The sequence below is a fragment of the Brucella intermedia LMG 3301 genome (assembly GCF_000182645.1).
Lineage (GTDB): Bacteria > Pseudomonadota > Alphaproteobacteria > Rhizobiales > Rhizobiaceae > Brucella > Brucella intermedia.
This window is the reverse complement of record NZ_ACQA01000001.1, coordinates 71,066-96,065: the sequence shown is the minus strand read 5'-3', so window position 1 is coordinate 96,065 and position 25,000 is coordinate 71,066. Positions and strand designations below refer to the sequence as shown.

Genomic DNA, 25,000 nt, shown 5'->3' with positions numbered 1-25,000 from the left:
CATGAATTCGGGCCAGATTGTCTGGCGAAGCTTATCGGCGCGCTTCCGGCGGTCGTCTCCAACAGTTGAAAACAGATGTCCATTTCGTTCGACCTTACCATTGATGATACGCGCGACCAGCTTGCCCGCCATGCGCGCGCCAGCCTGGAGGCGAAGCCTTCGCTTATCGGCATGTCACGCGAGGAAATGGCGCAAGCGCTGATCAAGGTCGGCGTGCCGGAACGCCAGACGAAAATGCGCATCAGTCAGCTCTGGCATTGGCTCTATGTGCGCGGCGTTTCTGATTTTGCCGATATGCGCAATATTTCCAAGGATTTGCGCGCCCTGCTGGCGCAGCATTTCACCATTGCGCGCCCAGAAGTGGTCGAGGAACAGATTTCGCAGGACGGCACCCGCAAGTGGCTGTTCCGCTTTCCGCCGCGCGGTGCTGGTCGCCCCGTCGAAATCGAAAGCGTCTACATCCCTGAGGAAGGCCGCGGCACGCTGTGCATTTCCAGCCAGGTCGGCTGCACGCTCACCTGCTCGTTCTGCCATACCGGCACGCAGAAGCTGGTGCGCAACCTCACCTCGGAAGAAATTCTGGCGCAGCTTTTGACCGCCCGCGACCGGCTTGGCGATTTTCCTGACAAGGATACGCCGGACGGCGCAATGGTGCCTGCCGAAGGCCGCAAGATCACCAATATCGTGATGATGGGCATGGGCGAGCCGCTCTATAATTTCGAGGAAGTGAAGAAGGCCCTGCTGATCGCCTCCGATGGCGACGGCCTGTCCCTTTCCAAGCGCCGCATCACGCTTTCGACCTCCGGCGTCGTGCCGGAAATCTATCGCACCGGCGACGAGATCGGCGTCATGCTCGCCATTTCGCTGCACGCCGTGCGCGACGAATTGCGCGACATTCTGGTGCCGATCAACAAGAAGTATCCGCTGGAACAGCTCATCAAGGCCTGCCGCGAATATCCGGGCCTGTCCAATGCCAAGCGCATCACCTTCGAATATGTGATGCTCAAGGACATCAATGACAGCCTGGAGGACGCCAAACTTCTGGTAAAGCTGTTGCAGGGCATTCCGGCCAAGATCAACCTGATCCCGTTCAATCCGTGGCCTGGCACGAATTACCAGTGCTCGGACTGGGAGCAGATCGAGAAATTTGCCGATTATGTGAATGCGGCTGGCTACGCATCGCCGATCCGCACGCCGCGCGGCCGCGACATTCTCGCCGCCTGCGGCCAGCTCAAGTCGGAATCCGAGCGCATGCGCAAGAGCGAGCGCCTTGCGCTCGAAGCCATGATGATCGCCGGGCATGGTGAATAAGAGTCCGATGGGGGAGCGCGCTTGAACGATACTCTGGACTATATCATGCGCTTCGTCGTCATCGTGTTCGGCTATTGCTGCGCTGTACTGGCGGCAGGCTGGTTTCTGGCCGCCATCCTGTTCCGTACCCTCGGCATCGATTCCTTCATGAACGATTTCGTCATGATGGCAAGCGATACGGATGCCGGTTCGTTCTTCGCGGCCACCAGCTTCTGGAGCGCCGTGTTCGTCAGCGGTTTCGCGCTTGCGGTACTGGCCGGCGGGTTCAGCTTCCTGCCCGCCCTCATCCTGATCATCCTGGCGGAAGCGCGCGGTTACAAGTCGTCGCTGTTCTACTGCGTTGCGGGCGCCCTGATCGGGCTTGCGGCAGCAAGCGCATCGCTTCCGTTCAGCGATAACCGGAGCGTACAGGAAAGCTCGCTCTGGATTGCCGCAATAGCAGGCGCCGGCGTCGTCGGCAGCTTCGTCTACTGGCTGCTCGCGGGCCGCAATGCCGGACGGCTTCTATCCCGCCCGACCAACTGATTTTTTACTTCGCCTGTGCGGTGATGATCTTCAGCGCGAAGGCCGAGAATACGCCTGCAAACATCCAGTCCACGATGCGCGTCACGGTCGGGTTCTTTTTCAGGAGCCCGGCAAAGCGATCTGCCGCCACCACCATCGGAATGGTGAAGGGCAGCGCCATCGGAATGAACGACAGGCCGAGGAAGAACAATTTGCCCATGGCATGCGGGTCATGGGCCGAGACGAACTGCGGCAGGAAGGTCATGTTGAACAGGATGATCTTCGGATTGAGCAGGTTGATGCCAAGCCCGGTCAGCCAGTTCTGGAACAGCGTATGCTTCTTGCCACCATTCTTTTCCGGCGAGAAGGCCGATCCCTTGCGGATCGCCTGCACGGCCAGAAAGACCAGATAGCCCGCGCCTACGATTTTCAGCGCCGTGAAGGCAGCCGGAGAGGCGATGATCAGCGCCGAAAGGCCGAGCGCCACCATGGTGGTGTGAATGACGATGCCGGTGCTGGCGCCAGCCATGCAGGCAAAGCCCGCGGCCTTGCCCTCGGAAAGCGCGCGCCCGACGAACAGCGTCATGTCGGGGCCGGGCGTGATGGAAAGGATCGCGGTTGCTATCGCGAACTGGACAAAGATCGTCCATTCGGGGATGAAGGTCAGGTTCGTCAGAAAAGACATCGAAATGTGCTCCAAGAGATGGCGCACGCTAGAATAATTTCCCGGCAAAGGGAACAGTGGAATGGAGACCGGAATGCTGCTGATCGTGGGGACCGTCCGCCTGCCGCCGGAAAACCTCGAGCTGGCGCGCGAAGCCATGCGGGCCATGATCGCGGCCAGCCGCGCGGAGGATGGCTGCGTGGACTATGGCTATGCCGAGGACGTGCTGGAGCCCGGCCTGATCCACGTCAAGGAATTCTGGCGCGATCGCGCCTCGCTCGACCGGCATTTCGCCTCCCCCCATATCGCCGCATGGCGCGGGACATGGCCCGAACTTGGCATCGGCGACCGCAATCTCGTCATTTATGAAGTTGGCGAACCACAGATCACGTAATACGCATGAGTTTTCGCGATAAGTCGCAGTTCGTCGGCTTGCACGCGGCTTGGCAACTGGTAAAAGACTTGCGGATATATCTGTTGGAGTTCCGCTCCAACCGCCACCGCATCAGACGGAAGTGAATTATGAGCAAGTGGAAAGACGTTAAGAAAGTCGTTCTCGCCTATTCGGGCGGCCTCGACACCTCGATCATCCTGAAGTGGCTTCAGACGGAACTGGGCGCGGAAGTCGTGACCTTTACCGCCGATCTCGGCCAGGGCGAAGAACTTGAACCGGCCCGCAAGAAGGCGGAAATGCTGGGCATCAAGGAAATCTTCATCGAGGACGTGCGCGAAGAATTCGTGCGCGATTTCGTCTTCCCGATGTTCCGCGCCAATGCCGTCTATGAAGGCGTCTACCTGCTCGGCACCTCGATCGCCCGCCCGCTGATCTCCAAGCACCTGATCGACATCGCCAGGAAGACCGGCGCCGACGCCATCGCGCATGGCGCGACCGGCAAGGGCAACGACCAGGTTCGTTTCGAGCTTTCCGCTTACGCGCTGAACCCGGACATCAAGATCATCGCCCCATGGCGCGACTGGTCGTTCAAGAGCCGCACCCATCTGCTGGAATTCGCCGAACAGCACCAGATCCCCGTCGCCAAGGACAAGAAGGGCGAAGCGCCGTTCTCCGTCGACGCCAACCTGCTGCACTCCTCGTCCGAGGGGAAGGTTCTGGAAGATCCGGCTGTCGAGGCTCCGGAATATGTGCATATGCGCACCATTTCGCCGGAAACCGCGCCCGACAAGGCAACGATCATCAAGATTGGCTTTGAAAAGGGCGACGCCGTTTCGATCAATGGCGAGCGCCTGTCGCCTGCGACACTGCTTGCCAAGCTCAACGACTATGGCCGCGACAACGGCATCGGCCGTCTCGACCTCGTGGAAAACCGCTTCGTCGGCATGAAGTCGCGCGGCGTCTACGAAACGCCGGGCGGCACGATCCTGCTTGCTGCACACCGCGCCATCGAATCGATCACGCTCGACCGTGGTGCGGCGCACCTGAAAGACGAGCTGATGCCGCGCTATGCGGAACTCATCTATTACGGCTTCTGGTTCTCGCCGGAACGCGAAATGCTGCAGGCGGCAATCGATCACAGCCAGCGCCATGTCGAAGGCGAAGTCACGCTCAAGCTCTACAAGGGCAATGTGATGGTGATCGGTCGTGAATCGGAAAAGTCGCTCTATTCCGACAAGCTCGTCACCTTCGAAGACGACCAGGGCGCTTACGACCAGAAGGACGCCGCAGGCTTCATCAAGCTCAATGCGCTACGTCTGCGCACGCTTGCTGCGCGTGATCGCAAATAAGCATATCCAACCCGGACAAAAGCCCGCCTTCCCGGCGGGCTTTTTGTTTTTAGAGCAGGACCTGAATCTTGTCTGTTTATCTGGCCCTGCCCGCCTGCATTCTGCTTGGCATTTATCTGCTGGTGCGCTGCATTTCCATTCTATGGAAAATCATTGCGCCTGAGGTCCGCCACCAATTTGCGGGCAACGCCCGGCCACACGTCTTTCATTTGCCGAACGCCGGGCGATACGCGATCAGCATCGTGTTTCCGCCGTTTACCATTCTCCCCGGCACGGCCTATTTCTCAACGCAGTTTGCCATCAAGGCGCGCGCAACCGGCGCGCCGATTGCCTATCATTCCACAAGCCGCTTCCTGTTGAGCGTCCGGCGGGCGGATATGCGCGGCAATGCTTCCCATGCCTTGGGATATTTCGACTGCATGACAGCCGGGATTACGAAATCACCTGCCTGACCCCTGAAAAGATCAGGGCGAATTTCCGGCTGGAAATAACGCTCCATGTTTCGGTCCTGAAACTCGCGCCCGTCATCGCGGGGACCATTCTTGCCGCTGGAATGAGCGTGGGCGGGACGATCGTCTTTGTGCTCTGGATGACCGGCAACATTTGATAAAGTCAGACTGCGTTCTTGATTGCCGCCAGCATCTTTTCCTCGCCGGGACGCAAGGTCAGCACCCGCACGCCATTGGCCGTGACGGCGACCGTATGCTCGAACTGCGCTGACAGTTTTCCGTCCCGCGTCACCACCGTCCAGCCATCCTTTTCCTGCTTCACCTTGGCCGTACCCTGATTGAGCATCGGCTCGATGGTGAACACCATGCCTTCGCGCAGGCGAACCCCGGTGCCGGGCTTGCCGAAATGCAGGACCTGCGGTTCCTCGTGCATCTCGCGACCGATGCCATGGCCGCAATATTCCCGCACGATGCTGTAATCATGCCGCTTGGCGTGACGTTCGATCGCATGGCCGATATCGCCAAGCGTCGCGCCGGGACGCACGGCGGCAATTCCCTTCCACAGCGCCTCATAGGTCACGCGGACCAGCCGCGAGGCAAAGGGCGCAACTTCGCCCACCATGTAGGTCTTGCTGGAATCGGCGATATAGCCGTCCTTTTCCAGCGTGATGTCGAAATTGATGATCTCGCCGTGTTGAATGATCTCGTTATCCGACGGCATGCCATGGCAGACGACCTCGTTCCTGGAGCTGTTCAGCACGTAAGGATAGTCATATTGCCCCTTGCTGGCAGGCCGCGCCTGCAATTCGCGGGTGATGTAGTCCTCGACCAGATCGTTGACCTGCATCGTGGTCATGCCCGCCAGCGGCGTGCGGTCGAGAAGGGCAAAAACCGAGGCGAGCAGCGCGCCGGATGCCGCCATCTTTTCCACTTCGGCCGGCGTCTTGGTCATGACGGCTGCACTTCCAGCACCGGCAGAACCGGCAGCTCGACCTGCGCTGCGCGCAACTGCATCTGCACGATCTCGTTGAACGACAGGTCGGGATGGGCCTGCGCCAGCATGCCGATCTTCATCCAGTATTCAGCCTGCGCATTGATCGAACGGCACATGACGTCGCTCGCCTTGCGCAGTTCCTCGTGCAGTTCGTCACCGATCTTTACGATACCCATAACAGTGTCCGGAATAAGCATTTGATATACGAACCATATATAAACCGTATATTCTGTTCATTCAAGCTTTCTACTCTTCCTTGTCACGCAATCAAATCATTTGCATTTAATACGGCACCTTACTATAAGGTGCCGTATGGAAATTATCGAGCAAAAGCATCGTGCCCTTCTGGGCGAAATGGAACGCCGGCACAGCCCGTCCACCGACGCGCTGAAAGCCTGTTTTGAAGTCTTGTCGCTTGCTGCGGCCATTGACCGGGATTGCGCCAGCCGGCTGGCGCCGCACAAGCTTTCGGAGGGCAAGTTCGTCCTGCTGTTTCTGCTGCACGATGCGCCCGAGGGCCTCTCGCCGCACGCGCTTTCGGAACGCGCAGGCGTCACGCGCGCCACCATCACCGGCCTGCTGGACGGGCTGGAGCGCGACGGTTTCCTCAAGCGTCACGCGGATAGCGAGGACCGCCGCAAGCTGACTGTCCGGCTGACATCCGAAGGCTCGCTGCTGGCGCAACAGCTTTTCGAACAACATACCGCATGGATTGCAAGCCTGATGAGCGATCTCTCGTCAGGCGAACAGCAGCTTCTCAGCACCTTGCTGCGCCGCATCTGGAGCCGCACCGACGCCGGTCGCTCCTTCAAGATCAATGAAACCCTAAGGGATATGTCATGACCTATTACCTCGCCGAGCTTTATTCCCCGAAATCGAGCTGGCACGCACTCGATGCTGAAGGCCGGCAGGCCTTCTTCGAGAAAGTCGGCGCGGGGATGGGCGGACTTGCGGCGCTCGGTATCGAGGCTTTGGCATTGGGGCCTGTCGACGCGACAAAGCCTTTTGCACCCGGTCAGAATTTCTTCGCCATCTGGCGTTTCCCGGACGAAGCAGCCCTCGACATGCTGATTGCCGGAATCACTGCCACCGGCTGGCATGATTATTTCGACACGATCAATGCGGCTGGCGCTGGCACCGACCTTCCCGGCCATCTGGCGCAACTGGCAGGCGTGCCTTTCCGGGAAGCCGCCTGATACTACAGTTGCATTCTTCGTGAGGCCGGGGCGGAAAGAGCGCCTTGTCTGCGTTCTGCTGCCCGCCTACCTTCAAATACGCTCCGCTCCGGTACTCGAAAATCACTCTTTTCGCCACGGCCTGAGGAATTTGCAACTGTGGTGCCAGCTGATCGCCCATGACGATAAATGCTTCCCTCTCAGAGCGACCTTTATGCGTCCCAATGAACGCAGGGCGCTCCAGGGAAGGATTTTTCTTATCCACACATGCTGCCGGCTGATCCCGCCGACTGATCCCGCCGACGGATCCCGCTTGACTCTTGCCTCGCTCGATTCAATACTAGAACAAATAGAGAACAATTTGACAGGAATCGAACGTGAGCGGCATCGACATCGCGGCGTTGCGGCGCATGGTTACGGCCATTGCAGGCAATGATCCGCAAGGCAGTTTTGCCAGCAGGACAGGAAGCGAGGACAGGTGCGGTTTTGCGCGCGCCCGCAGTTTCACGCTTGGCCTTGCCGGGGCCGATGCCGCCTTTCCGCATGGTCTGGCGGGCGATGCGCTGCACGAGGTCTTTGCCGAAAATCCGGGCGCGCATATGGCGGCGACCGGCTTTGCGCTCGCCTTTGCCGCCCGCGCGGCAGAGCGCTCCACACAATATCGGCGCCCCATCATCTGGATCGAGGAGGAAAAGGCTGCCAGCGAATATGGGGGGCTTTATCCGCCGGGGCTCCATGCCTTCGGGATCGATCCGTCGCGGCTTCTGATCGTGCGCTGCCCCACGGCGCAGGATGTGCTGAAAGCGGCAAACGATGCGCTGGAAGCGGGCAGCGGCGGCAAGGCCTCGCATCTTGTTTCCGGTGTCGTCGCCTCGGTGACAGGCCAGCCGAAATGTCTCGACCTCACCGCCTCGCGCCGCCTGCTTCTGGCAACAGAAACCGCGCAGCTGCCCGTCATCCTGCTAAGGAGCCACCGGACGGCGGTGCAAAGCGCTGCCGTCAGCCGCTGGCGGGTGGCGCCCGCGCCATCGCGTTCAAGCGGAGCGAGTGCGCCGGGAAAGCCCGCCTTTTCCGCCGTGCTGGAGCGCAACCGCCACGGCACATGCGGACAATGGATCATGGAATGGAACAATGAAACCCTTGAATTTGGTGCACGAGAACGGGACGGCAGAACGCTTGTTTCTCGCCCTGTGGTTTCCGTTTCTGCCGACCGACCGGCTTCGCCGCGCCGTTCCGCATGACGGCAGGGAGCGCCCGCCCCTGGTGGTGACCGAGCGCACGGCCAATGCGCTGCGCCTGACGGCGGTGGATGCGGCGGCGGCAAGGCTCGATCTTTTCCCCGGCATGGCGCTGACGGATGCCCGCGCCCGCGTGGAAAGACTGGAAGTGGCGGCCGCAGCACCAGAACAGGATGCGGCCTTGCTCAAGCGCCTTGCTCATTGGTGCGAGCGCTACACGCCGCTCGTCGCCTACGATGAGCCGCATGGGCTGATGCTCGACATAACCGGCTGCGCACATCTGTTCGGCGGGCTCGCCGCCATGCGCGCCGACGCCATCGGCCGCATCGAACGCGCCGGGCTGAAGGTGCAGGCAGCGATTGCCGACAACAGTTTTGCCGCACGCCTTCTGGCACGCGGAACAAAGGGCGACGTCTTCAGCAGGGCGGAGGCCGACCGGCAGCTTCCCCGCCTGCCGCTTTCCGCGCTGGAACTGACGCAAGCTGCCGAAACCGGGCTCAAGCGCGCCGGGCTGAAACGCATCGGCGATGTGATGGGGCTTCCGCGCGCCGCGCTCACCGCCCGCTTCGGCACCGATCTTGCGACCCGGCTCGACCGGCTGGCGCGGCGCGAGCGCGCGCCGATTTCCCCCTTGCGCATCCTGCCGCTCCGCACCGCCGAACGCCGCCTGTCGGAACCTGTCACGGGGATGGAGCTGGTCGAACACATATTGCAGGAACTGGCGCAGGCGCTTTTTGCGCAGCTTGAACCGGAGGGCAAGGGCGGGCTGCTGATCGAGGCCTCCTTCTTCCGTGTCGATGGCGACGTGCGCCATATCCATATCGAAACCGGCCAGCCCTTGCGCGACGACAGGGTTTTCCTGCGCCTTGCCCGCGAAAGGCTCAACGCCTTGACCTCTCCCCTCGACGCCGGTTTCGGCTTCGACATGATCCGGCTGGCGGCGTTGCGCTGCGCACCCGTCGCCCAGCGCCAGACGGGGCTCGACCAGCATGAGGAGGATGAAGCGGGTTTCAGCCAGCTTGTCGATCGGCTTTCGGCGCGGCTTGGACAGGACCGCGTTCTCGTTTCCTTTTCGCGCAACACCCATATTCCCGAACGCGCCTTCGGCCTGCGTCCCGCCCTCCATGCGGACGGCAAGGGCGAAGCCGGTCATGAAAGCGCTCCAATGCTTCCCTCAGGGCTTCCCCCGGCGCTTCCCCCAGGGCCTCCCCCAGGGCTTCCCGGCGATCCGCCCGCGCGCCCCATAAAACTGTTTCGCCCGCCGCAATTGATCGAAAGCGTGGCGGAAGTGCCTGACAGTCCGCCTTCCTTCTTCCTGTGGCGGCGGGTGCGCCATCAGGTGCGCCTTGCCGAAGGGCCGGAACGGATCGAGCCGGAATGGTGGCGTGCAATCGGCCAGAACGTGCCGGAACTGCGCGATTATTACCGGGTGGAGGACGAAAACGGCCAGCGTTTCTGGATTTTTCGCGAGGGGCTTTATGACGGCCTCAATCATCCGCGCTGGTTTCTGCATGGGTTGTTTGCGTGATGGCACGATTTTTTGAAATGGCTGCTGCCAGCAATTTTTCCTTCCTTTGCGGCGCATCGCATCCGCAGGAACTGGTTTTGCAGGCCCATGCGCTTGGCCTGTCCGGCATAGGCATCGCCGACCGCAACACGCTGGCCGGTGTGGTGCGCGCCCATGCGGCATGGAAGGAATTTCGCGACAAGAGCGATTTCCGGCTGTTCATCGGCTGCCGCCTGTCCTTCACCGACGGAACGCCGGACATGGTCGTCTATCCGCGTGATCGCGCAGCCTATGGGCAATTGTGCCGCCTGCTGACCGAAGGCAAGACCCGCGCCGCCACCAAGGGCGAATGCCATCTCGAATGGAGCGACCTGCTGTTTCGCGCCCGGCAATTCCAGATCGCGGTCTTTCCGCCCGAGGACGACAGGCCGGACTTTGCCGACCGCCTTGCGGATATCGCCAAGGCCGCCCCCGGCTCCGTCTGGCTGGCGCTCGCCATGCCGCATCAGGGGCAGGACGGACGCCGCGCGGAACGCATCGCCCGTTTCGCCGCCGAAGCCAATGTGCCGCTGATCGCCACCAATGACGTGCTCTATCATCATCCCGACCGCCGCGCGCTTCAGGACGTGCTGACGGCAACCCGCCACTACACGACAGTCTTCGCTGCCGGGCAGCTTCTGGAAAAGAATGCCGAACGTCATCTGAAACCGCCCAGGGAAATGCTGCGGCTGTTCCGCGATTATCCGGAAGCCGTCGCGGCGAGTGCCGATTTCGCGGCGCCCATCACCTTCCGGCTTGACGAGCTGAAATATGCCTATCCCGATGAACCCATTCCGCCCGGCAAGACGGCACGGCAGCATCTCCACGATCTCACCTGGGAAGGCGCTGCCCGCCATTACGGCGCGGACACGATCCCGCCCAAGGTGCAGGCGCTGATCAACAAGGAGCTGGCGCTGATCGCCCAGCTTCAATACGAGCCCTATTTCCTCACCGTCTATGACATTGTGAACTATGCCCGCGGAGAAGGCATTCTCTGCCAGGGGCGCGGCTCGGCGGCCAATTCCGTGGTCTGTTTCTGCCTCGGCATTACCGGCGTGAACCCGACGGAAGTGGACCTCCTCTTCGAGCGCTTCATCTCCGCCGAGCGGCAGGAACCGCCGGATATCGATGTCGATTTCGAGCATGAGCGCCGCGAAGAGGTGATGCAATATGTCTATGACCGCTACTCAAGGGACCGCGCCGCCATTGTTGCGACCGTCATCAGCTATCGGTCCCGCAGCGCCATCCGCGATGTCGGCAAGGCGCTGGGCCTGACCGAAGACGTGACGGCGGCGCTCGCCAATACGGTGTGGGGCATATCGGGCGGCGGCATCGACAAGCAGCATATAAGGCAGGCGGGCCTTGACCCCGAGAACCCCATCATCCGGCGCGCGGTGGAACTCGCCATCACGCTGATCGGCTTTCCGCGTCATCTGTCGCAGCATGTCGGCGGTTTCGTGCTCACCCGCGACCGGTTGGACGAGACCGTGCCCATCGGCCCGGCGGCAATGAAGGACCGCTCCTTCATCGAATGGGACAAGGACGATATCGACGAGGTGGGGCTGATGAAGGTCGATGTGCTGTCGCTCGGCATGCTCACCTGCATCCGCAAGGCATTGGACCTCATTCACCAGCACAAGCCGCAGCTTTATGGCGGCGAAAAGCTGACGCTGGCCAATCTGCCGCGCGAAGACAAGCGCGTCTACGACATGCTGTGCACGGGCGATTCGCTCGGCGTGTTTCAGGTGGAAAGCCGCGCCCAGATGAACATGCTGCCGCGCCTGAAACCGCGTGAGTTCTACGATCTCGTCATCGAGGTCGCCATTGTGCGCCCCGGCCCCATTCAGGGCGACATGGTGCATCCTTACCTGCGCCGGCGAAACAAAGAGGAGCCCTCCACCTTGCCATCGCCCGCGCCGGAGCACGGCCCGCCGGACGAATTGCGGCAGATTCTCGGCAAGACGAAGGGCGTCCCGCTTTTTCAGGAACAGGCGATGCGCATTGCCATGGAGGCTGCAAAATTCACCCCCGATGAGGCCAACCAGCTGCGCCGCGCCATGGCCACCTTCCGCAAGATGGGCACCATCCATACGATGGAGCAAAAGATGATCGAAGGCATGGTCAGGCGCGGCTACGACCGGACCTTTGCCGAAAACTGCTTCAACCAGATCAAGGGCTTCGGCGAATATGGCTTTCCTGAAAGCCATGCGGCGAGCTTTGCGCATCTGGTCTATATTTCCGCATGGCTCAAATGCCACCATCCGGAAGTGTTCGCCGCCGCCCTTCTCAATTCCCAGCCCATGGGTTTTTACGCGCCCGCCCAGATCGTGCGCGATGCCCGCGAGCATGGCGTGACGGTGCTGCCCGTCGACGTGAATTTCAGCCAATGGGATAATATTCTGGAGGAAACGCCCGATATTCGCCTGGCGCTGCGGCTCGGCTTCCGCCAGATCGACGGGTTTTCCAAACGGGACACCGAACTCCTGATTGCCGACCGGCAGGAGCCCTACCGCACTATCGAGGACATGCACCGGCGGCTGCGGCTCGACCGGCGCGCCTTCACGCTTCTGGCCGATGCCGACGCCTTCGGCTCGCTCGATATCGACCGCCGCGCCGCATTGTGGGCCGTGCGCCGCCTGCCCAATGACGAAACGCTGCCGCTATTCCGCGCCGCCGCGACCAGCGAACTGGCGGAGGAACCACGCACAAAACTTCCCGAAATGGCGGCATCCGAGCATGTGATTGCCGATTACGAGACAACGCGGCTTTCGCTGAAAGGGCATCCGCTGCAATATCTGCGCGAGGGGCTTGCGGCGGAAGGCGTTTCCACCTGCCGCGCCGTGCAGGAAGGCGCCGACGGACGCCGCATGAAAGTGGCGGGCGTCGTCACCGTGCGCCAGCGCCCCGGCAGCGCCAAGGGCGTGGTATTCCTCACCATCGAGGATGAAACCGGCATCGCCAATATCGTCGTCTGGCCGAAGATCATGAAGGCGTTTCGCCGCGAAGTGATGGGGGCGCGGCTGATCCATATCGAAGGCCGCATCCAGCGCAGCCCCGAAGGGGTGGTGCATCTGGTGGCGGCGAAATTGCAGGACCGTTCGGCAGCGCTGATCGAGATGAGCGGACGCGAAGCGCAGCGTCTCGTCGCCCCATCCCAGATGGCGCATCATCCGCGAAATGTGCGGATCATGCCGAACTCACGCGACTTTCATTGAGCAATCACGCGCTCGAAGCCCGTTGGCTATTTTGGCTATGACGCGACGAAAATGGTGCAATTCGAGAACCGGAGCGGAGTGTACTTTAGAGCGGTTCCGTTCTAACAGAATCGCCGGAACCGCTCTAACTATTTGTTTTATCGCATTATCCAACGCAAAACCGTTTCACACTTTTGCTGGAAATGCTCTAGTTCCACGCGCCAACGAAAAGCACATGAGCACCGGAAGCGCAGAAGTGTGCCATTTGCAGGCCGTCAGAGCCGAAATAGACCGGGCTTCAGTTCCATATACCGACAACGAACACCGCACAATAATGCAGCGCCGCGCCCACCACGACAAAGCCATGCCAGATGGCATTCTGAAACCGCAGCCGCTCCCAGACATGGAAGATCACGCCCAGCGAATAGACCATGCCGCCGGCTGCAATCAGCCAGAAGACCGCTGGCGGCAGCGACTGCACCATGGTGTCATAGACCATGACACCGCTCCAGCCGAGCGCCAGATAAAGCAGGATCGACAGCCGGTCGAAACGCCCCGGCATGAACAGTTTCAGCGTGATGCCGACCGAAGCTACGCTCCAGACGAAGAGCAGCAGCGGCAACGCGCGGTCGCCCATATGCATGGCAAAGGGCGTGTAGGTTCCGGCAATCAGCAGGTAGATCGCCGAATGGTCGAAACGGCGCAGGAACCATTTGGTCGGGGAAACCGGCCAGATATTGTAGACAGCCGAAATTCCGAGCGCCGCCAGAAGGCTCAGCAGGTAGACACCCGACGAGATCGAGGTCACTGCCGGCATGTTCGGCAGGAAATGGACCAGCATGGCAACCGCGCCGACAAGCGCCAGCCCCACACCCAGAACATGGATGACGCCATCGGCCCACAATTCGGCCCGGTCATATTTCCACTTGATGGGGTGCGGCAATCTCACATTCATGCGGTCTTCCTGTCGTCGGTTCCAGAGCGCATCGCGAAAGTGTGGAACGGTTTTCGGAAAAGACGCGCTTGAAACATGGAGATAGAGCGCCGGTCCGATCAGATCAGATCGAAATGCGCTCTCAACAGGAAACTGCCATTAGATTGCAGCGTCAAGATGACAGTTAGCTCAACGAGCATTTCTTTTGACGCGCACCTTATCCCGAAAACCGGATTCCACTTTTCGGGTGCGCTCTATTGAGCCGCCGGTGTGTAGGAAGCCTGGATGGGAGCCACGCCCGGAAGCGGTGCGGCGGCACCTTCCGGCAATGATGCGGGCTGGATGGAAGCCGCTGCCTCACGGGTCGGGCCGCTGCGCTTCCAGCTGCCGTCAAGGCCCGTTTCCTGCAACAGCCCCTTGCGCTTGGCATCGTAATAATAGCCGCGCGCATAATAGCGGACCGCCTGGCTTTCGTCGCCGCCCGCAACCTTGTAGGCGCCGGACAGATAGCGGACCGCATATTTCAGATTGGTTTCCGCATCGAGCAGGCCCTTGGCCGCGCCCGTATATCCCATGCCGCGCGCGGTCGGATGGCTGATCTGCATCAGGCCCCAATAAGGTCCGTTGCGCGCACCCGGATTGAACCGGCTTTCGCGATGCACGACCCGGCGCACAAGGCGTTCCGGTACGTCATAGGCGACGGAATATTTGGTAATCAGCGCATCGAGTTCTTCCGGTGCATGATCCGGCGTCTCGAAAGCCATGTTGGCGGCAACGGATGCCGGGGAAGCGGCGGCCTGCGCACCGGCATAGGCCATCATCGGTTCGGACTGGCCGCGAATGCCGGGAATGGGAACGACGGCGGGCAGGACGGGATCGGAAGGATCGGTCACCGCCGCGACGGTCTGCGTTCCAGCAGCAGCGGCAGCAGCGCCCGCATCGGCTGTCGCCGTGCCTGCGGCATCTGCCGTGGCACCGGCGGCGCTGCCTGCGGCGGCAACGGTCGTGCCGGATGTATCGGTCTGCGTGATCAGCGCGGTTTTCACCGGCTTGCCGCCATCGGTGGTGTTGCAGGCGCTGAGCGCCACGGCGCAACCCAGAAGCAGAATGCCCTTGCGGACCATATCAGCGGAAGAAGAAGAAAGCTGGAGACGCATGACCGGACCCGTTCTCAGGAATCGAAATCTTGTTCGATGCGTTTTTCAAGCTCGACCAGATCGGCCGGCAGAGGCAAGCCGCTTGCGCGCAGCGCATTGAGCTTCTCGCGAACCGTTTCGCGGATTTCATGAGCGTCTTGCGGCTGATTCACCATTTGCTCGAAAAGCAGCGCAATTTCCGCCTTGATGTCCTCGAATGCCATCCAGATCCTCTTGGCTTTGCGGGCATCGCGGGACACCCGTTTCAGTCAATATTCTTTCGGTCGATGACAGTCGTGTACCATGCAAAAGGCGGCAAACGGAAGCGCTAAACGTCAGGGCGCGGCCAAAATGAATATTTCAAATGGTAACAAAAATATTAACGCGCTCACGCAAGGCGGTGCAGCACCATATCTACCGCATTGAAATTAAACGCAAAAATAGCAAGATCATCAAAGTCCAGACCGCCATGGGGATCGAACAGATAAATGCTCGTCCAGACGAGCGCGATCACGAGCAGAATTGCCAGAATTGTCAGAATCAAAAGGCGTCGCCCGAGCGCGGCCTTGCGGCCCGCTCCTTCCGGCGGCTGTTTGGCCATAGTCACTTGCTGCCTTGTTCAATCGTCATTGGTCGCGTTCAGTTCCTCCGGCGGGGTGCCGTGTTCGGGCTCCGCCGACAGATAGCCCTCGCGCACCAGCCATTTGCGCAGGATAAGCGTCATCGCCTCGGTCTGGTTGAGACCGGGATGCCTTTCGGCGATGAAGCGCTCCAGAGCGTCGTGCACGTCATCGGGAAGATAGGTGCTCATTCATGCTCCTCCGCATATCTTCACACTACGGTTACGGACAGTTCCCCCACACCATCCACCTTGCCTTCCAGACGGTCGCCGCGCTTGACCGGGCCAACGCCCGCAGGCGTACCCGTAAAGATAAGATCGCCGGGGCGCAGCTCAAAGAGCGACGACAGGTAGGAAATGGTTTCCGCCACCTTCCAGATCATCTGGTTGAGGTCGCCCGACTGGCGCGTCTCGCCATTGATGGAAAGGGAAATCGCCGCCTTTTCCGGGTGGCCGATTTCCGACACCGGCACGAGGGCAGAACAGGGCGCGGAGTGCTCGAAAGCCTTCGCCACTTCCCACGGGCGGCCCGCCTTCTTGGCCACGGCCTGCAGGTCGCGGCGCGTCATGTCGATGCCGACGGCATAGCCATAAACATGGTCCAGCGCCTTTTCGACGGAAATGTCGGTGCCGCCGGTCTTCAGCGCCACCACGAGTTCGATCTCGTGATGCACGTCCTCGGTCTTCGGCGGATAGGGGAAGTCGCCGCCCCCGATCACCAGGCTGTCCGGGTTCTTCTGGAAGAAAAACGGCGGGTTGCGGGTCGGATCGCCGCCCATTTCGATGGCGTGATCGGCATAGTTCTGGCCGACGCAATAGATGCGATGCACGGGAAAGAGCGCGTCCGTTCCCTTCACCGGCAGAAACGGCTGCGGGGGCGGCGCAAAAACATATGTCGTCATGGGGAACTATTCCGGTCGGAAACTGATGAAGCGATTTCTGCCATCATGCAGACGCAAGCGCGTCGCCGCAACCCTTGAAAGACGCAATTCCCTGTTATCGCCCGTCCGAGACCACGACAAAATCCGCCTTGCGCGATTGCGCGACCACGAGTTCGGCATTGGGAATATCGTTGGAAAGGGCGCGGTTCCGGGCGGTTTCGGCATCGAAGCCGAAGCCGAGCCAGCGATCGGTCAGGCGGCGCTCCAGTTCGTCGAAAGGCACGTCCAGATAGACCGTCAGATCGAAGAAGGGCGCAAGCTGCGCCCATGGCTGCTGATCGAGCAGCAGGTAATTGCCTTCCACCAGAAGCACGCGATGCTCCGGCCCGACCACGGATGCGGCGGCGCGGGAAAGCTCCAGCGAGCGGTCGAATACCGGGATGAAGACTTCGCCGTCCGCCTGTTTCAGCCGTTGCAGCAGCACCGCAAACCCGGCGCAGTCGAAGGTTGGCGGCGAACCCTTGCGGCTCAACAATCCGCGCCTGTCGAGAATGGCGTCATCGAGGTGAAATCCGTCCATGGGCACGACGATGGACGGCGCATCGCCGCCCTTGTTGATGGCATGGAGCAGATAATCGGACATGGTGGATTTTCCGGCTCCCGGCGGGCCTGCAACGGCCACGATCAGGCGTCCGTCAGTTTCCGCCAGCCGCGCAAGAATTTCCGAAGGCAGGGCTTCGCGCTCGATAGGCGTCATGTCCGGTTTCCGTGATTCGTCCTGCCAGCATATCAGAAGCTCAAGCCGCTTCCTTCGGCCTCATCGCGCCGGTCATCAGCGCTACCGCATCCGACATGGAATATTCCTTGGGGTCGATGACCGTCAGGCGGCGTCCCAGCCGGTGAATGTGGATGCGGTCGGCGACCTCGAACACATGCGGCATGTTGTGCGAGATGAGCACGATGGGCATGCCGCGCCGCTTCACGTCCTGAATGAGTTCCAGCACGCGGCGCGACTCCTTGACGCCGAGCGCCGCAGTCGGCTCGTCCATGATGACCACCTTGGAGCCGAAGGCGGCAGCACGCGCCACCGCAACGCCCTGACGCTGGCCGCCCGAAAGGGTTTCCACCGCCTGGCCGATGTTCTGGATGGTCATCAGGCCCAGTTCGGAGAGTTTTTCGCGGGCGATCTTTTCCATCGCCCCGCGATCCAGCATGCGGAATAGCGAGCCGAGCGGCCCCTTGCGACGGATTTCGCGGCCGAGAAACAGGTTATCGGCGATGGAAAGCGCGGGCGACAAGGCAAGGTTCTGATAAACCGTCTCGATGCCCGCCTGCCGCGCCTCCATCGGCGAATGAAAGCTGACCGGCCTGCCGTCGAGCAGGATTTCGCCCTCGTCCGGCTTGATCGCGCCGGACAGTGCCTTGATGAGCGAGGACTTGCCCGCGCCATTATCGCCGATGACCGCGAGGATTTCGCCGGGATAGAGGTCGAAATCGGCATGGTCGAGCGCCGTGACGCGACCATAGCGCTTGACCAGCCCCCGGGCGGGAAAGAACAGGCGTGGTGTTCGTTTTCATGCGGCAGCCTTTCTGATCCACTGGTCGATGGCGACGGCGGCAATGATGAGAACGCCGATCAGGAGATAGGTCCATTGCGGATCGGTGCCCCACAGGCGCAGGCCCAGCGAGAACACGCCGACGATCAAAGCGCCGAACATGGTGCCGAGGATGGAGCCGCGCCCGCCGAAGAGCGATATGCCGCCGATCACCACGGCGGTGATGGATTCGATATTGGCGAACTGGCCCGCTGTGGGTGAAACGGAGCCGAGACGGCCGATCATCGCCCAGCCTGCCAGCGCGCAGATGATACCGGCCAGCACATAGACCGACATGAGGATGGGCTTGACCGAGACGCCGGAAAGCTGCGCCGCCTCGGGATCGTCGCCGATGGCATAGACGTGCCGTCCCCATGCGGTGTGGTTCAGCACATACCAGAGCAGCAGCACCAGCAGCACCATGGCGATGACGCCATAGGTGAAGACCGCGCCGCCGATGCGCACGCTCTCGCCGAAGAATTGCAGGATCGGCGCTTCCGCCGTGATTTCCTGCGCGCGGATGGTCTCGTTGGCCGAATAAAGGAAGTTGGTGGCGAGGGTCACCTGCCACATGCCGAGCGTCACGATGAAGGGCGGCAGGCGCACATAGGCGACCAGAAAGCCGTTGATGAAGCCGCAGAGCGCGCCCGTGGCAAAGCCGCAGAGAACGGCAAGCTCGGCGGGCAGACCGTAGCGGAAGGTGAACTGGCCCATCACCACCGAGGACAGCACCATGATGGCGCCGACCGAAAGGTCGATGCCGGCGGTGAGGATCACGAGCGTCTGCGCCGCCGCGACAATGCCGGTGATGGCGACCTGCTGCAGGATAAGCGTCAGCGAGAAGGCGGAGAAGAACTTGCCGCCGAGCGTGACGCCGAAGATCAGCAACGACAGAACGAGCACGATCAACGGCACGGCAGCGGGATTGTGATGCAGGAAACTCCGCATCCGATAAAGCAGCGACCGGTCGCCCGCATCGAAGGAGGCGACTTCGGCCGCGCTCTGCGAAAGCGTCTTTTCATAGTCCTGCATGGACGGTTTTTGTGCAGCGGAAGCCGCCTGTGGCTCACTCATCTCTGTCTCCTGCCTTCACCCTGGCCCGGCAGACCTTCCGATCCGCCGAACCAGAACCCAAAGAGCCTGTCAGCCCCAGCACTTGCCGAGCGCGGTCTTGGTATCGATCGACAGAACGCCTTCGACCGGCTTGTCGGTGACGAGCGACACGCCCGTATCGACAAAATCCTTGCCTTCGGTCGGCTTCGGCTTTTCGCCCGTATCGGCAAACTTCTTGATCGCCTCGATGCCGAGCGCCGCCATCTGCAGCGGATATTGCTGCGAGGTCGCGCCGATCACGCCAGCCTCGACATTCTTCACACCGGGGCAGCCGCCATCGATTGAAACGATCAGCACATCCTTTTCGCGTCCGACGGCCTTCAGCGCCTCATAGGCACCGGCGGCGGCAGGTTCGTTGATGGTGTGGACGACATTGATGTTCGGGTCCTTCTGGAGAAGATTCTCCATCGCGCGGCGTCCGCCTTCCTCGTTGCCGTCGGTCAGGTCGCGACCGGCAATGCGCGGATCGTCCTCGTCGCCGAGCTTGGTCTTGTCCTTCGGATCGATGCCGAAACCGGTGGCAAAACCCTGATCGCGCAGCACGTCGACGCTTGGCTGCGATGCGGTGAGGTTGAGGAACGCCACATGCGCGTCCTTGGCCTTGTCGCCAAGCGTCGCCGCCGCCCATTTGCCGACCAGTTCACCGGCGAGGAAATTGTCGGTGGCGAAGGTTGCATCCGCCGCGTCGGCGGGCTCAAGCGGCGTATCGAGCGCGATGATGAGCATGCCCGCCTCGCGCGCCTTCTGCAGCGACGGCACGATGCCCTTGGTGTCGGAAGCGGTGATCAGAATGCCCTTGGCGCCATCGGCGATGCAGGTCTCGATGGCCGCGACTTGGCTTTCGGAATCGCCGTCGATCTTGCCCGCATAGGTCTTGAGATTGACGCCAAGCTCCTTGGCCTTGGCGACAGCGCCCTCCTTCATCTTGACGAAGAACGGATTGGTGTCGGTCTTGGTGATGAGGCACGCGCCGGCATCGGCGGCGTTGGCCGAACTCAATGGAATGGCGGCAGCGCCAAGCGCGAAGGCAGCAAAGGCTGCCGACAGAACTGTCTTCTTCATGGACTCCTCCCAGATTGAAGCCGGTTCCTCTTCCCGGCACCGGAGAAGCAAAACACGGCTTTAAAACAGAGTCAATTAATAAATCCACTTGATTTATTAATGTGCTGTGTCACTCTGACTGACGGAGGAGAAAGCGCGAAACGAGCGGGCGACAGGCTGCCAGCTTCACCCGCGCCTATCTTAAGCCATTGTTTTATTTGATGTCCCGCACGTCAGGGGTTTTTCTCCTTCGATGTTTGGTTTAGGAATTCCCGCACGCCATGGCCGCATTCCGATTGCATCCCATGGGCCGGAATCTGGGAGAGGCTATGGTCAGGCATAAAGTTGAACGCGAGCCGGACAGCGGATCAGCCGAAAGCGTTCCCGCAACGCCTTCCGGCATAATTTCGCGAACGCTTTCAGGAACTCCGGGTCCCGCCATGCAGCAATTCGCCGGGCCCGGCGCGAACGTCAATCGCGGTTCAAACCAGATCGGCGTGCGCGCCTATAATGAGCGGCTGGTTCTGGCGCTGGTGCGCAGGCACGGCGCGCTTGCCCGCGCCGACATCGCCCGCCTGACCGGGCTTTCGGCGCAGACGGTTTCCGTCATCATCCGCGCGCTGGAAAAAGACGGCCTCATCACGCAGGGCGAACGGGTGCGCGGCCGTGTCGGCCAGCCTTCCATGCCGATGCGCCTTGCCGCCGACGGGGTTTTCTCCTTCGGCCTCAAGATCGGGCGGCGCAGCGCGGAAATCATCCTGATGGATTTTCTGGGCGCGATTCGCGAGCGGCGGCACATCACCTATCGCTGGCCGGTGCCGGACGAAATCCGCAGCTTCACCATCGACAGCGTCAACGCCTTCACAGCCGCGCTCGAACCGGCCAGGCGCGACCGCATCGCCGGGCTTGGCATTGCCCTCCCCTTTGAACTCTGGAACTGGGTCGAGGAAGTGGGTGCGCCAGCCGAAGATCTTGATGCATGGCTTGGCGCCGATCTGGTCAGCGATTTCGCCCATGCTTTCTCGTTTCCAGTCTTCATCCAGAATGACGGAACGGCGGCCTGCGGCGCGGAACTGACTTTTGGCCGCGGACCAGAATTCACCGATTTCGTCTATTTCTTCATCGGGTCGTTCATCGGCGGCGGCGTGGTGCTGAACAACACGCTCTATCCCGGGCGCACCGGCAATGCGGGCGCGCTCGGCTCCATGCCGATGCGCATGCGCGGCACGTGGGAACGCGGCGAAACCTTGCAGCTTATCGACACGGCCTCGCTGTTCGTCCTCGAACGCATGTTGCAGGAGCGGCACCTGCCCTCCGACGATCTGTGGCTTTCGCCGGAAAACTGGCGCAATTTCGGTACGCCGCTCGACGAATGGGTGGCGCTTGCCGCACGCGGGCTGGCGCATGCGGCGGTGGCCGCCGCCTCCGTCATCGACTTTCCCGCCGCCGTCATCGATGGCTGGCTGCCGGGCAATGTGCGCCACCGCATCGTGGAAGCGACCCGCGTCGAGCTTTCATGTCTCGATTTGCAGGGCCTGCGGGCGCCGGAGATCATCGAGGGCAAGGTTGGCGTCCATGCCAAGGCGATGGGCGCGGCAAGCCTGCCGCTTTCCAACCGCTATTTGTTCGACCAGAGCGTCCTGTTCAAGGATGCAAGCTAGCTCCCTTTATGGCCTTGTCGATATCCTTCTTTGGACCATAAAGCGCAAGGCCGACCAGATCGGGGGCATCGGCATTTTCGGCCTTGAATGCAGCACGGTTGGCGACATCATGCCCGGTCTCGAACATGGCGCGCACATAGGGCGCACGGATGAGATCGCGCTGGATCGATTGCTGCCATGCCCGTTGCAGCACATCCGGCGTTGCCGAGAAGATCAGCATCGGCTGGCCGAGCAGAGGCGTATGCCTGCGGCCTGCCGCATCCTCATAAGGGTCGCCCATCGCCTGCGGAACCGCGCCGGATATGCCGGTCGCGATGAAGGCGGTCACGTTCAACTTCTGCCAGACGGGCAGATCGTGCAGGACAAGAATGGCTACTTTGGTTTCAAAAATCATCGGGTCTTCCTCTGTTCGAGGAAAGAACTAGCCCTTTGCGGCTGCAATTTCTGGAACGTTTGTGCGCCCCCGGCGATAGGCGGCAGGCGTCATGCCATAGGCGCGGCGGAACCAGCGCCCCATATGGCTCTGGTCGGCAAAGCCGCTGAGTGCCGCGGCCTCCGCCGGCGGCACTTTTTCGCGCAGCAGGCGGCGGGCTTCGGCAAGGCGCAACTGCACCAGACAGGCATGCGGCGAGGTGCCGTAGGCGCGCCGGAACCCGCGTGAAAGCTGGAAACGGTCGGCGGCTCCCACCGCTTCCGCCAGTTCATCGAGGCCGAATTCCTCATCGAAACGCGCGCGCAGATAATCCATCGTGCGGGCTGCGACCGGATGCGGAGCCGCCGCTTTTTCAGCCGCGTCGTGGCCCATATGCGGGGAAAGATGCCGGAAAAGATGGTTCGTCACCCGGTCGCGGCAATCCTCGATCATCAGGCGCGGCGCTTCCAAAAAGATTGCCTCGCAGGCGCGGGCGACCGCATGGAAGAGTTCCTTGTCATCGGCCAGCGTCTGGCGAAAGCCGATATGCGCATCATTGCCGCCCATGGCATCGCGGATCAGCGCCTGCGGCATATAGAGCATATTATAGGCAAAGCCGTCCGCCGCCACCGCCTGCCCGTCGTGGCGTTCGCCGGGCTCGATGAGAATCACCCGCCCCGGCGTGCTTTGCCGCCGCCTGCCCCGGCAGAAAAAATCCTGAACGCCCGCATGTGTCACCCCGACAAGCCATTCGTCGTGAAAATGCATGTCATAGGCGTGGCTGTGAAAGCGCGCCGCCACGGCTTCGAGGCCGGTGGCATCGTCGCGTTTCAGGCGCATCTGATCGCGCGGGCCAGCGATGGGGCGAGCATTGTCCGTCATGACGGAATTTGTAGCATGGCCAGCGACAAACACACGCTTTGTTATTTTCAATCAATAAGTTTGATCTATGTTGTCTTGCAATGACCGCAAATGCCGACAAGGTGTATCGTACCAACTGATTGAATCAACCGGGAAAAACATGACCGTAACGACAATCGCGACCACCCCCTACCAGGACCAGCAGCCGGGCACTTCGGGCCTGCGCAAGAAGGTTCCGGTGTTCCAGCAGCAGAACTACGCTGAAAACTTCATCCAGTCGGTCTTCGATGTGCTGGAAGGTTTTGCCGGCAAGACGCTCGTGGTCGGCGGCGACGGTCGCTATTACAATCGCGAAGTGATCCAGAAGCTGATCAAGATTGCCGCCGCCAACGGTTTTGGCCGCATCATGGTGGGTCAGGGCGGCATTCTTTCGACGCCTGCCGCCTCCAACATGATCCGCAAATACAAGGCTTTCGGCGGCATGGTGCTTTCGGCCAGCCACAATCCCGGCGGGCCGAATGAAGATTTCGGCATCAAGTACAATATCGGCAATGGCGGACCGGCGCCGGAAAAGATCACCGAGGCGATCTTCGCCCGCTCCAAGGTGATCGACCAGTACAGGATAGCCGATGTGGCCGATGTCGATATCGACACGATCGGCACCACACGGATCGGCGACACCGAGGTCGTCATCTTCGATCCCGTTGCCGATTATGCCGAACTGATGGAGAGCCTGTTCGACTTCGACGCCATCCGCGCCATGATCAAGGGCGGATTCCGCATGAAGTTCGACGCAATGCACGCGGTGACCGGCCCCTACGCCACGGAAATCTTCGAGAAGCGCCTTGGCGCACCAAAGGGCAGCGTCGTCAATTTCGTGCCGCTGCCGGATTTCGGCGGCCATCATCCGGACCCGAACCTCGTCTACGCAAAAGATCTCTACGATCTTCTGATGTCCGATCACGCGCCGGATTTCGGCGCGGCTTCCGATGGCGACGGCGACCGCAATCTCATTATCGGGCGCGGCATCTTCGTCACCCCGTCCGATTCGCTTGCCATGCTTGCCGCCAATGCGCATCTGGCGCCCGGCTACAAGGACGGCATCAAGGGCATTGCGCGGTCCATGCCGACCAGCGCCGCCGCCGACCGCGTGGCGGAAAAGCTCGGGCTCGGCATGTTTGAAACGCCGACCGGCTGGAAGTTCTTCGGCAATCTGCTCGACAACGGCAAGGTGACGATTTGCGGCGAGGAAAGCTCCGGCACCGGCTCCGACCATGTGCGCGAGAAGGATGGCCTGTGGGCGGTGCTGCTGTGGCTCAATATTCTGGCGGTGCGCAAGCAGAGCGTGAAGGAAATCGTCGAGGAACACTGGGCGCGTTTCGGACGCAATTATTACACCCGCCACGACTATGAAGCGGTCGATTCCGACATCGCCAGACAGTTGGTGGCCGACCTGCGCGGCAAGCTTGCCTCCCTGCCCGGCACGACGGTCAACGGCCTCACGATCGAGAAGGCCGACGACTTCGCCTATCGCGATCCGGTCGATGGCTCGATCAGCGAACATCAGGGCATCCGCATCTATTTCCCGGAGGGTGGCCGCGTGGTGCTGCGCCTGTCCGGCACCGGCACGTCGGGCGCCACCATCCGCATCTATGTCGAGCGCTATGAGGCCGATACCGCCCGGCACAATCTCGACACGCAGGAAACGCTGGCTCCCTACATCGAAGCGGCAGAACAGATCGCGGAAGTGAAGAAGCGCAGCGGACGGGCGGAGCCGTCGGTGGTTACATGATTAGGGCAGTAGGGCAGTAGGGCAGTAGGGCAGTAGGGCAGTAGGGCAGTAGGGCAGTAGGGCAGTAGGGCAGTAGGGCAGTAGGGCAGTAGGGCAGAGAAGGATATGTGCGTTGCGGTCGTCCGCAACCAAACATA

General features: G+C 61.3%; 27 protein-coding genes. 12 read left to right on the top strand and 15 right to left on the bottom strand.

Annotated elements, in window-relative coordinates; genetic code table 11:
• Nucleotides 1–75 precede the first annotated feature (75 nt).
• Both rlmN and OINT_RS00455 read left to right on the top strand, forming a co-directional pair.
• Nucleotides 76–1,311: a dual-specificity RNA methyltransferase RlmN gene (gene rlmN / locus OINT_RS00460; RefSeq protein ID WP_006465807.1), complete on the top strand. Its 1,236-nt coding sequence runs from the start codon at nt 76–78 to the stop codon at nt 1,309–1,311.
• Between the two features lie 21 nt (nt 1,312–1,332).
• Entirely contained in the window at nt 1,333–1,836 is a 504-nt protein-coding gene (locus OINT_RS00455; protein ID WP_006465806.1) for a hypothetical protein, read from the top strand.
• Between the two features lie 4 nt (nt 1,837–1,840).
• On the opposite strand, the gene OINT_RS00450 is transcribed toward OINT_RS00455, so the two are convergent.
• Nucleotides 1,841–2,500: a LysE family translocator gene (locus tag OINT_RS00450; protein ID WP_006472946.1), complete on the bottom strand. Its 660-nt coding sequence runs from the start codon at nt 2,498–2,500 to the stop codon at nt 1,841–1,843.
• A gap of 73 nt (nt 2,501–2,573) precedes the next feature.
• On the opposite strand from OINT_RS00450, the gene OINT_RS00445 reads away from it, so the two are divergent.
• The 3 genes from OINT_RS00445 to OINT_RS00435 all read left to right on the top strand — a co-directional run bounded on the left by OINT_RS00445 (nt 2,574) and on the right by OINT_RS00435 (nt 4,674).
• Nucleotides 2,574–2,873, top strand: a complete 300-nt coding sequence (locus OINT_RS00445) for a putative quinol monooxygenase (RefSeq protein WP_006472947.1) — start codon at nt 2,574–2,576, stop codon at nt 2,871–2,873.
• Between the two features lie 128 nt (nt 2,874–3,001).
• Nucleotides 3,002–4,222, top strand: coding sequence for an argininosuccinate synthase (locus OINT_RS00440; protein WP_006465803.1), 1,221 nt, complete (start codon nt 3,002–3,004; stop codon nt 4,220–4,222).
• Nucleotides 4,223–4,290: 68 nt separating this feature from the next.
• On the top strand, nt 4,291–4,674 hold the full coding sequence (locus tag OINT_RS00435) for a hypothetical protein (RefSeq protein ID WP_006465802.1): 384 nt from the start codon (nt 4,291–4,293) through the stop codon (nt 4,672–4,674).
• 160 nt (nt 4,675–4,834) lie between these two features.
• Here OINT_RS00435 and map read toward each other — a convergent pair whose 3' ends face one another.
• On the bottom strand, nt 4,835–5,623 hold the full coding sequence (map, locus tag OINT_RS00430; protein ID WP_006465801.1) for a type I methionyl aminopeptidase: 789 nt from the start codon (nt 5,621–5,623) through the stop codon (nt 4,835–4,837).
• Nucleotides 5,620–5,841, bottom strand: coding sequence for a ParD-like family protein (locus tag OINT_RS00425; protein WP_006472948.1), 222 nt, complete (start codon nt 5,839–5,841; stop codon nt 5,620–5,622). The genes map and OINT_RS00425 overlap by 4 nt, the downstream gene beginning before the upstream one ends.
• Nucleotides 5,842–5,977: 136 nt before the next feature.
• On the opposite strand from OINT_RS00425, the gene OINT_RS00420 reads away from it, so the two are divergent.
• The 5 genes from OINT_RS00420 (at nt 5,978) to OINT_RS00400 (ending at nt 12,839) form a co-directional block, all read left to right on the top strand.
• The gene (locus tag OINT_RS00420) at nt 5,978–6,508 is read left to right on the top strand and encodes a MarR family winged helix-turn-helix transcriptional regulator (protein ID WP_006472949.1); all 531 of its coding nucleotides are present in this window, start codon (nt 5,978–5,980) and stop codon (nt 6,506–6,508) included.
• Nucleotides 6,505–6,861: a DUF6616 family protein gene (locus tag OINT_RS00415; RefSeq protein WP_006465798.1), complete on the top strand. Its 357-nt coding sequence runs from the start codon at nt 6,505–6,507 to the stop codon at nt 6,859–6,861. Before OINT_RS00420 ends, OINT_RS00415 begins: the two co-directional genes overlap by 4 nt.
• A gap of 356 nt (nt 6,862–7,217) precedes the next feature.
• Entirely contained in the window at nt 7,218–8,081 is an 864-nt protein-coding gene (locus tag OINT_RS00410) for an ImuA family protein (RefSeq protein ID WP_006465797.1), read from the top strand.
• Nucleotides 8,017–9,606, top strand: coding sequence for a Y-family DNA polymerase (locus tag OINT_RS00405; RefSeq protein ID WP_006465796.1), 1,590 nt, complete (start codon nt 8,017–8,019; stop codon nt 9,604–9,606). Before OINT_RS00410 ends, OINT_RS00405 begins: the two co-directional genes overlap by 65 nt.
• Nucleotides 9,606–12,839, top strand: coding sequence for an error-prone DNA polymerase (locus OINT_RS00400; RefSeq protein ID WP_006472951.1), 3,234 nt, complete (start codon nt 9,606–9,608; stop codon nt 12,837–12,839). The genes OINT_RS00405 and OINT_RS00400 overlap by 1 nt, the downstream gene beginning before the upstream one ends.
• A gap of 277 nt (nt 12,840–13,116) precedes the next feature.
• Here OINT_RS00400 and trhA read toward each other — a convergent pair whose 3' ends face one another.
• The 10 genes from trhA to OINT_RS00350 all read right to left on the bottom strand — a co-directional run bounded on the left by trhA (nt 13,117) and on the right by OINT_RS00350 (nt 20,158).
• Nucleotides 13,117–13,773 carry a PAQR family membrane homeostasis protein TrhA gene (trhA, locus tag OINT_RS00395; protein ID WP_006465794.1) on the bottom strand — a complete coding sequence of 219 codons (657 nt, stop codon included), beginning with the start codon at nt 13,771–13,773 and terminating at the stop codon, nt 13,117–13,119.
• 233 nt (nt 13,774–14,006) lie between these two features.
• The gene (locus OINT_RS00390; RefSeq protein WP_006465793.1) at nt 14,007–14,909 is read right to left on the bottom strand and encodes a lytic transglycosylase domain-containing protein; all 903 of its coding nucleotides are present in this window, start codon (nt 14,907–14,909) and stop codon (nt 14,007–14,009) included.
• Nucleotides 14,910–14,923: 14 nt separating this feature from the next.
• The gene (locus OINT_RS00385) at nt 14,924–15,112 is read right to left on the bottom strand and encodes a hypothetical protein (RefSeq protein ID WP_006472952.1); all 189 of its coding nucleotides are present in this window, start codon (nt 15,110–15,112) and stop codon (nt 14,924–14,926) included.
• Between the two features lie 164 nt (nt 15,113–15,276).
• Nucleotides 15,277–15,489 (bottom strand): hypothetical protein, encoded by a 213-nt coding sequence (locus OINT_RS00380; RefSeq protein WP_006472953.1) that lies wholly within the window; start codon nt 15,487–15,489, stop codon nt 15,277–15,279.
• Between the two features lie 18 nt (nt 15,490–15,507).
• A complete protein-coding gene (locus tag OINT_RS00375; RefSeq protein WP_006465790.1) occupies nt 15,508–15,699 on the bottom strand; it encodes a hypothetical protein in 192 nt (63 codons plus the stop codon).
• Between the two features lie 20 nt (nt 15,700–15,719).
• Entirely contained in the window at nt 15,720–16,409 is a 690-nt protein-coding gene (locus OINT_RS00370; RefSeq protein ID WP_006465789.1) for a fumarylacetoacetate hydrolase family protein, read from the bottom strand.
• A gap of 94 nt (nt 16,410–16,503) precedes the next feature.
• Nucleotides 16,504–17,145, bottom strand: coding sequence for a nucleoside/nucleotide kinase family protein (locus OINT_RS00365; RefSeq protein ID WP_006465788.1), 642 nt, complete (start codon nt 17,143–17,145; stop codon nt 16,504–16,506).
• 40 nt (nt 17,146–17,185) lie between these two features.
• Complete coding sequence (locus OINT_RS00360; RefSeq protein ID WP_039852229.1) at nt 17,186–17,947, bottom strand: ATP-binding cassette domain-containing protein; 762 nt, start codon at nt 17,945–17,947, stop codon at nt 17,186–17,188.
• A gap of 15 nt (nt 17,948–17,962) precedes the next feature.
• Entirely contained in the window at nt 17,963–19,057 is a 1,095-nt protein-coding gene (locus OINT_RS00355) for an ABC transporter permease (protein WP_006465786.1), read from the bottom strand.
• 69 nt (nt 19,058–19,126) lie between these two features.
• The gene (locus tag OINT_RS00350) at nt 19,127–20,158 is read right to left on the bottom strand and encodes a sugar ABC transporter substrate-binding protein (protein ID WP_006472955.1); all 1,032 of its coding nucleotides are present in this window, start codon (nt 20,156–20,158) and stop codon (nt 19,127–19,129) included.
• Between the two features lie 308 nt (nt 20,159–20,466).
• On the opposite strand from OINT_RS00350, the gene OINT_RS00345 reads away from it, so the two are divergent.
• The gene (locus tag OINT_RS00345; RefSeq protein ID WP_006472956.1) at nt 20,467–21,798 is read left to right on the top strand and encodes an ROK family transcriptional regulator; all 1,332 of its coding nucleotides are present in this window, start codon (nt 20,467–20,469) and stop codon (nt 21,796–21,798) included.
• Here OINT_RS00345 and OINT_RS00340 read toward each other — a convergent pair.
• Together OINT_RS00340 and OINT_RS00335 are read right to left on the bottom strand one after the other, a co-directional pair.
• Nucleotides 21,782–22,192 (bottom strand): DUF2000 domain-containing protein, encoded by a 411-nt coding sequence (locus OINT_RS00340; protein WP_006465783.1) that lies wholly within the window; start codon nt 22,190–22,192, stop codon nt 21,782–21,784. The two genes, OINT_RS00345 and OINT_RS00340, sit on opposite strands and share 17 nt — an antisense overlap.
• A gap of 27 nt (nt 22,193–22,219) precedes the next feature.
• Nucleotides 22,220–23,092, bottom strand: a complete 873-nt coding sequence (locus OINT_RS00335; RefSeq protein ID WP_050791006.1) for an AraC family transcriptional regulator — start codon at nt 23,090–23,092, stop codon at nt 22,220–22,222.
• 139 nt (nt 23,093–23,231) lie between these two features.
• Between OINT_RS00335 and OINT_RS00330 the strand changes: the two genes are divergently transcribed.
• Nucleotides 23,232–24,863: an alpha-D-glucose phosphate-specific phosphoglucomutase gene (locus OINT_RS00330; RefSeq protein WP_006472958.1), complete on the top strand. Its 1,632-nt coding sequence runs from the start codon at nt 23,232–23,234 to the stop codon at nt 24,861–24,863.
• The last annotated feature ends 137 nt before the right edge of the window (nt 24,864–25,000 follow it).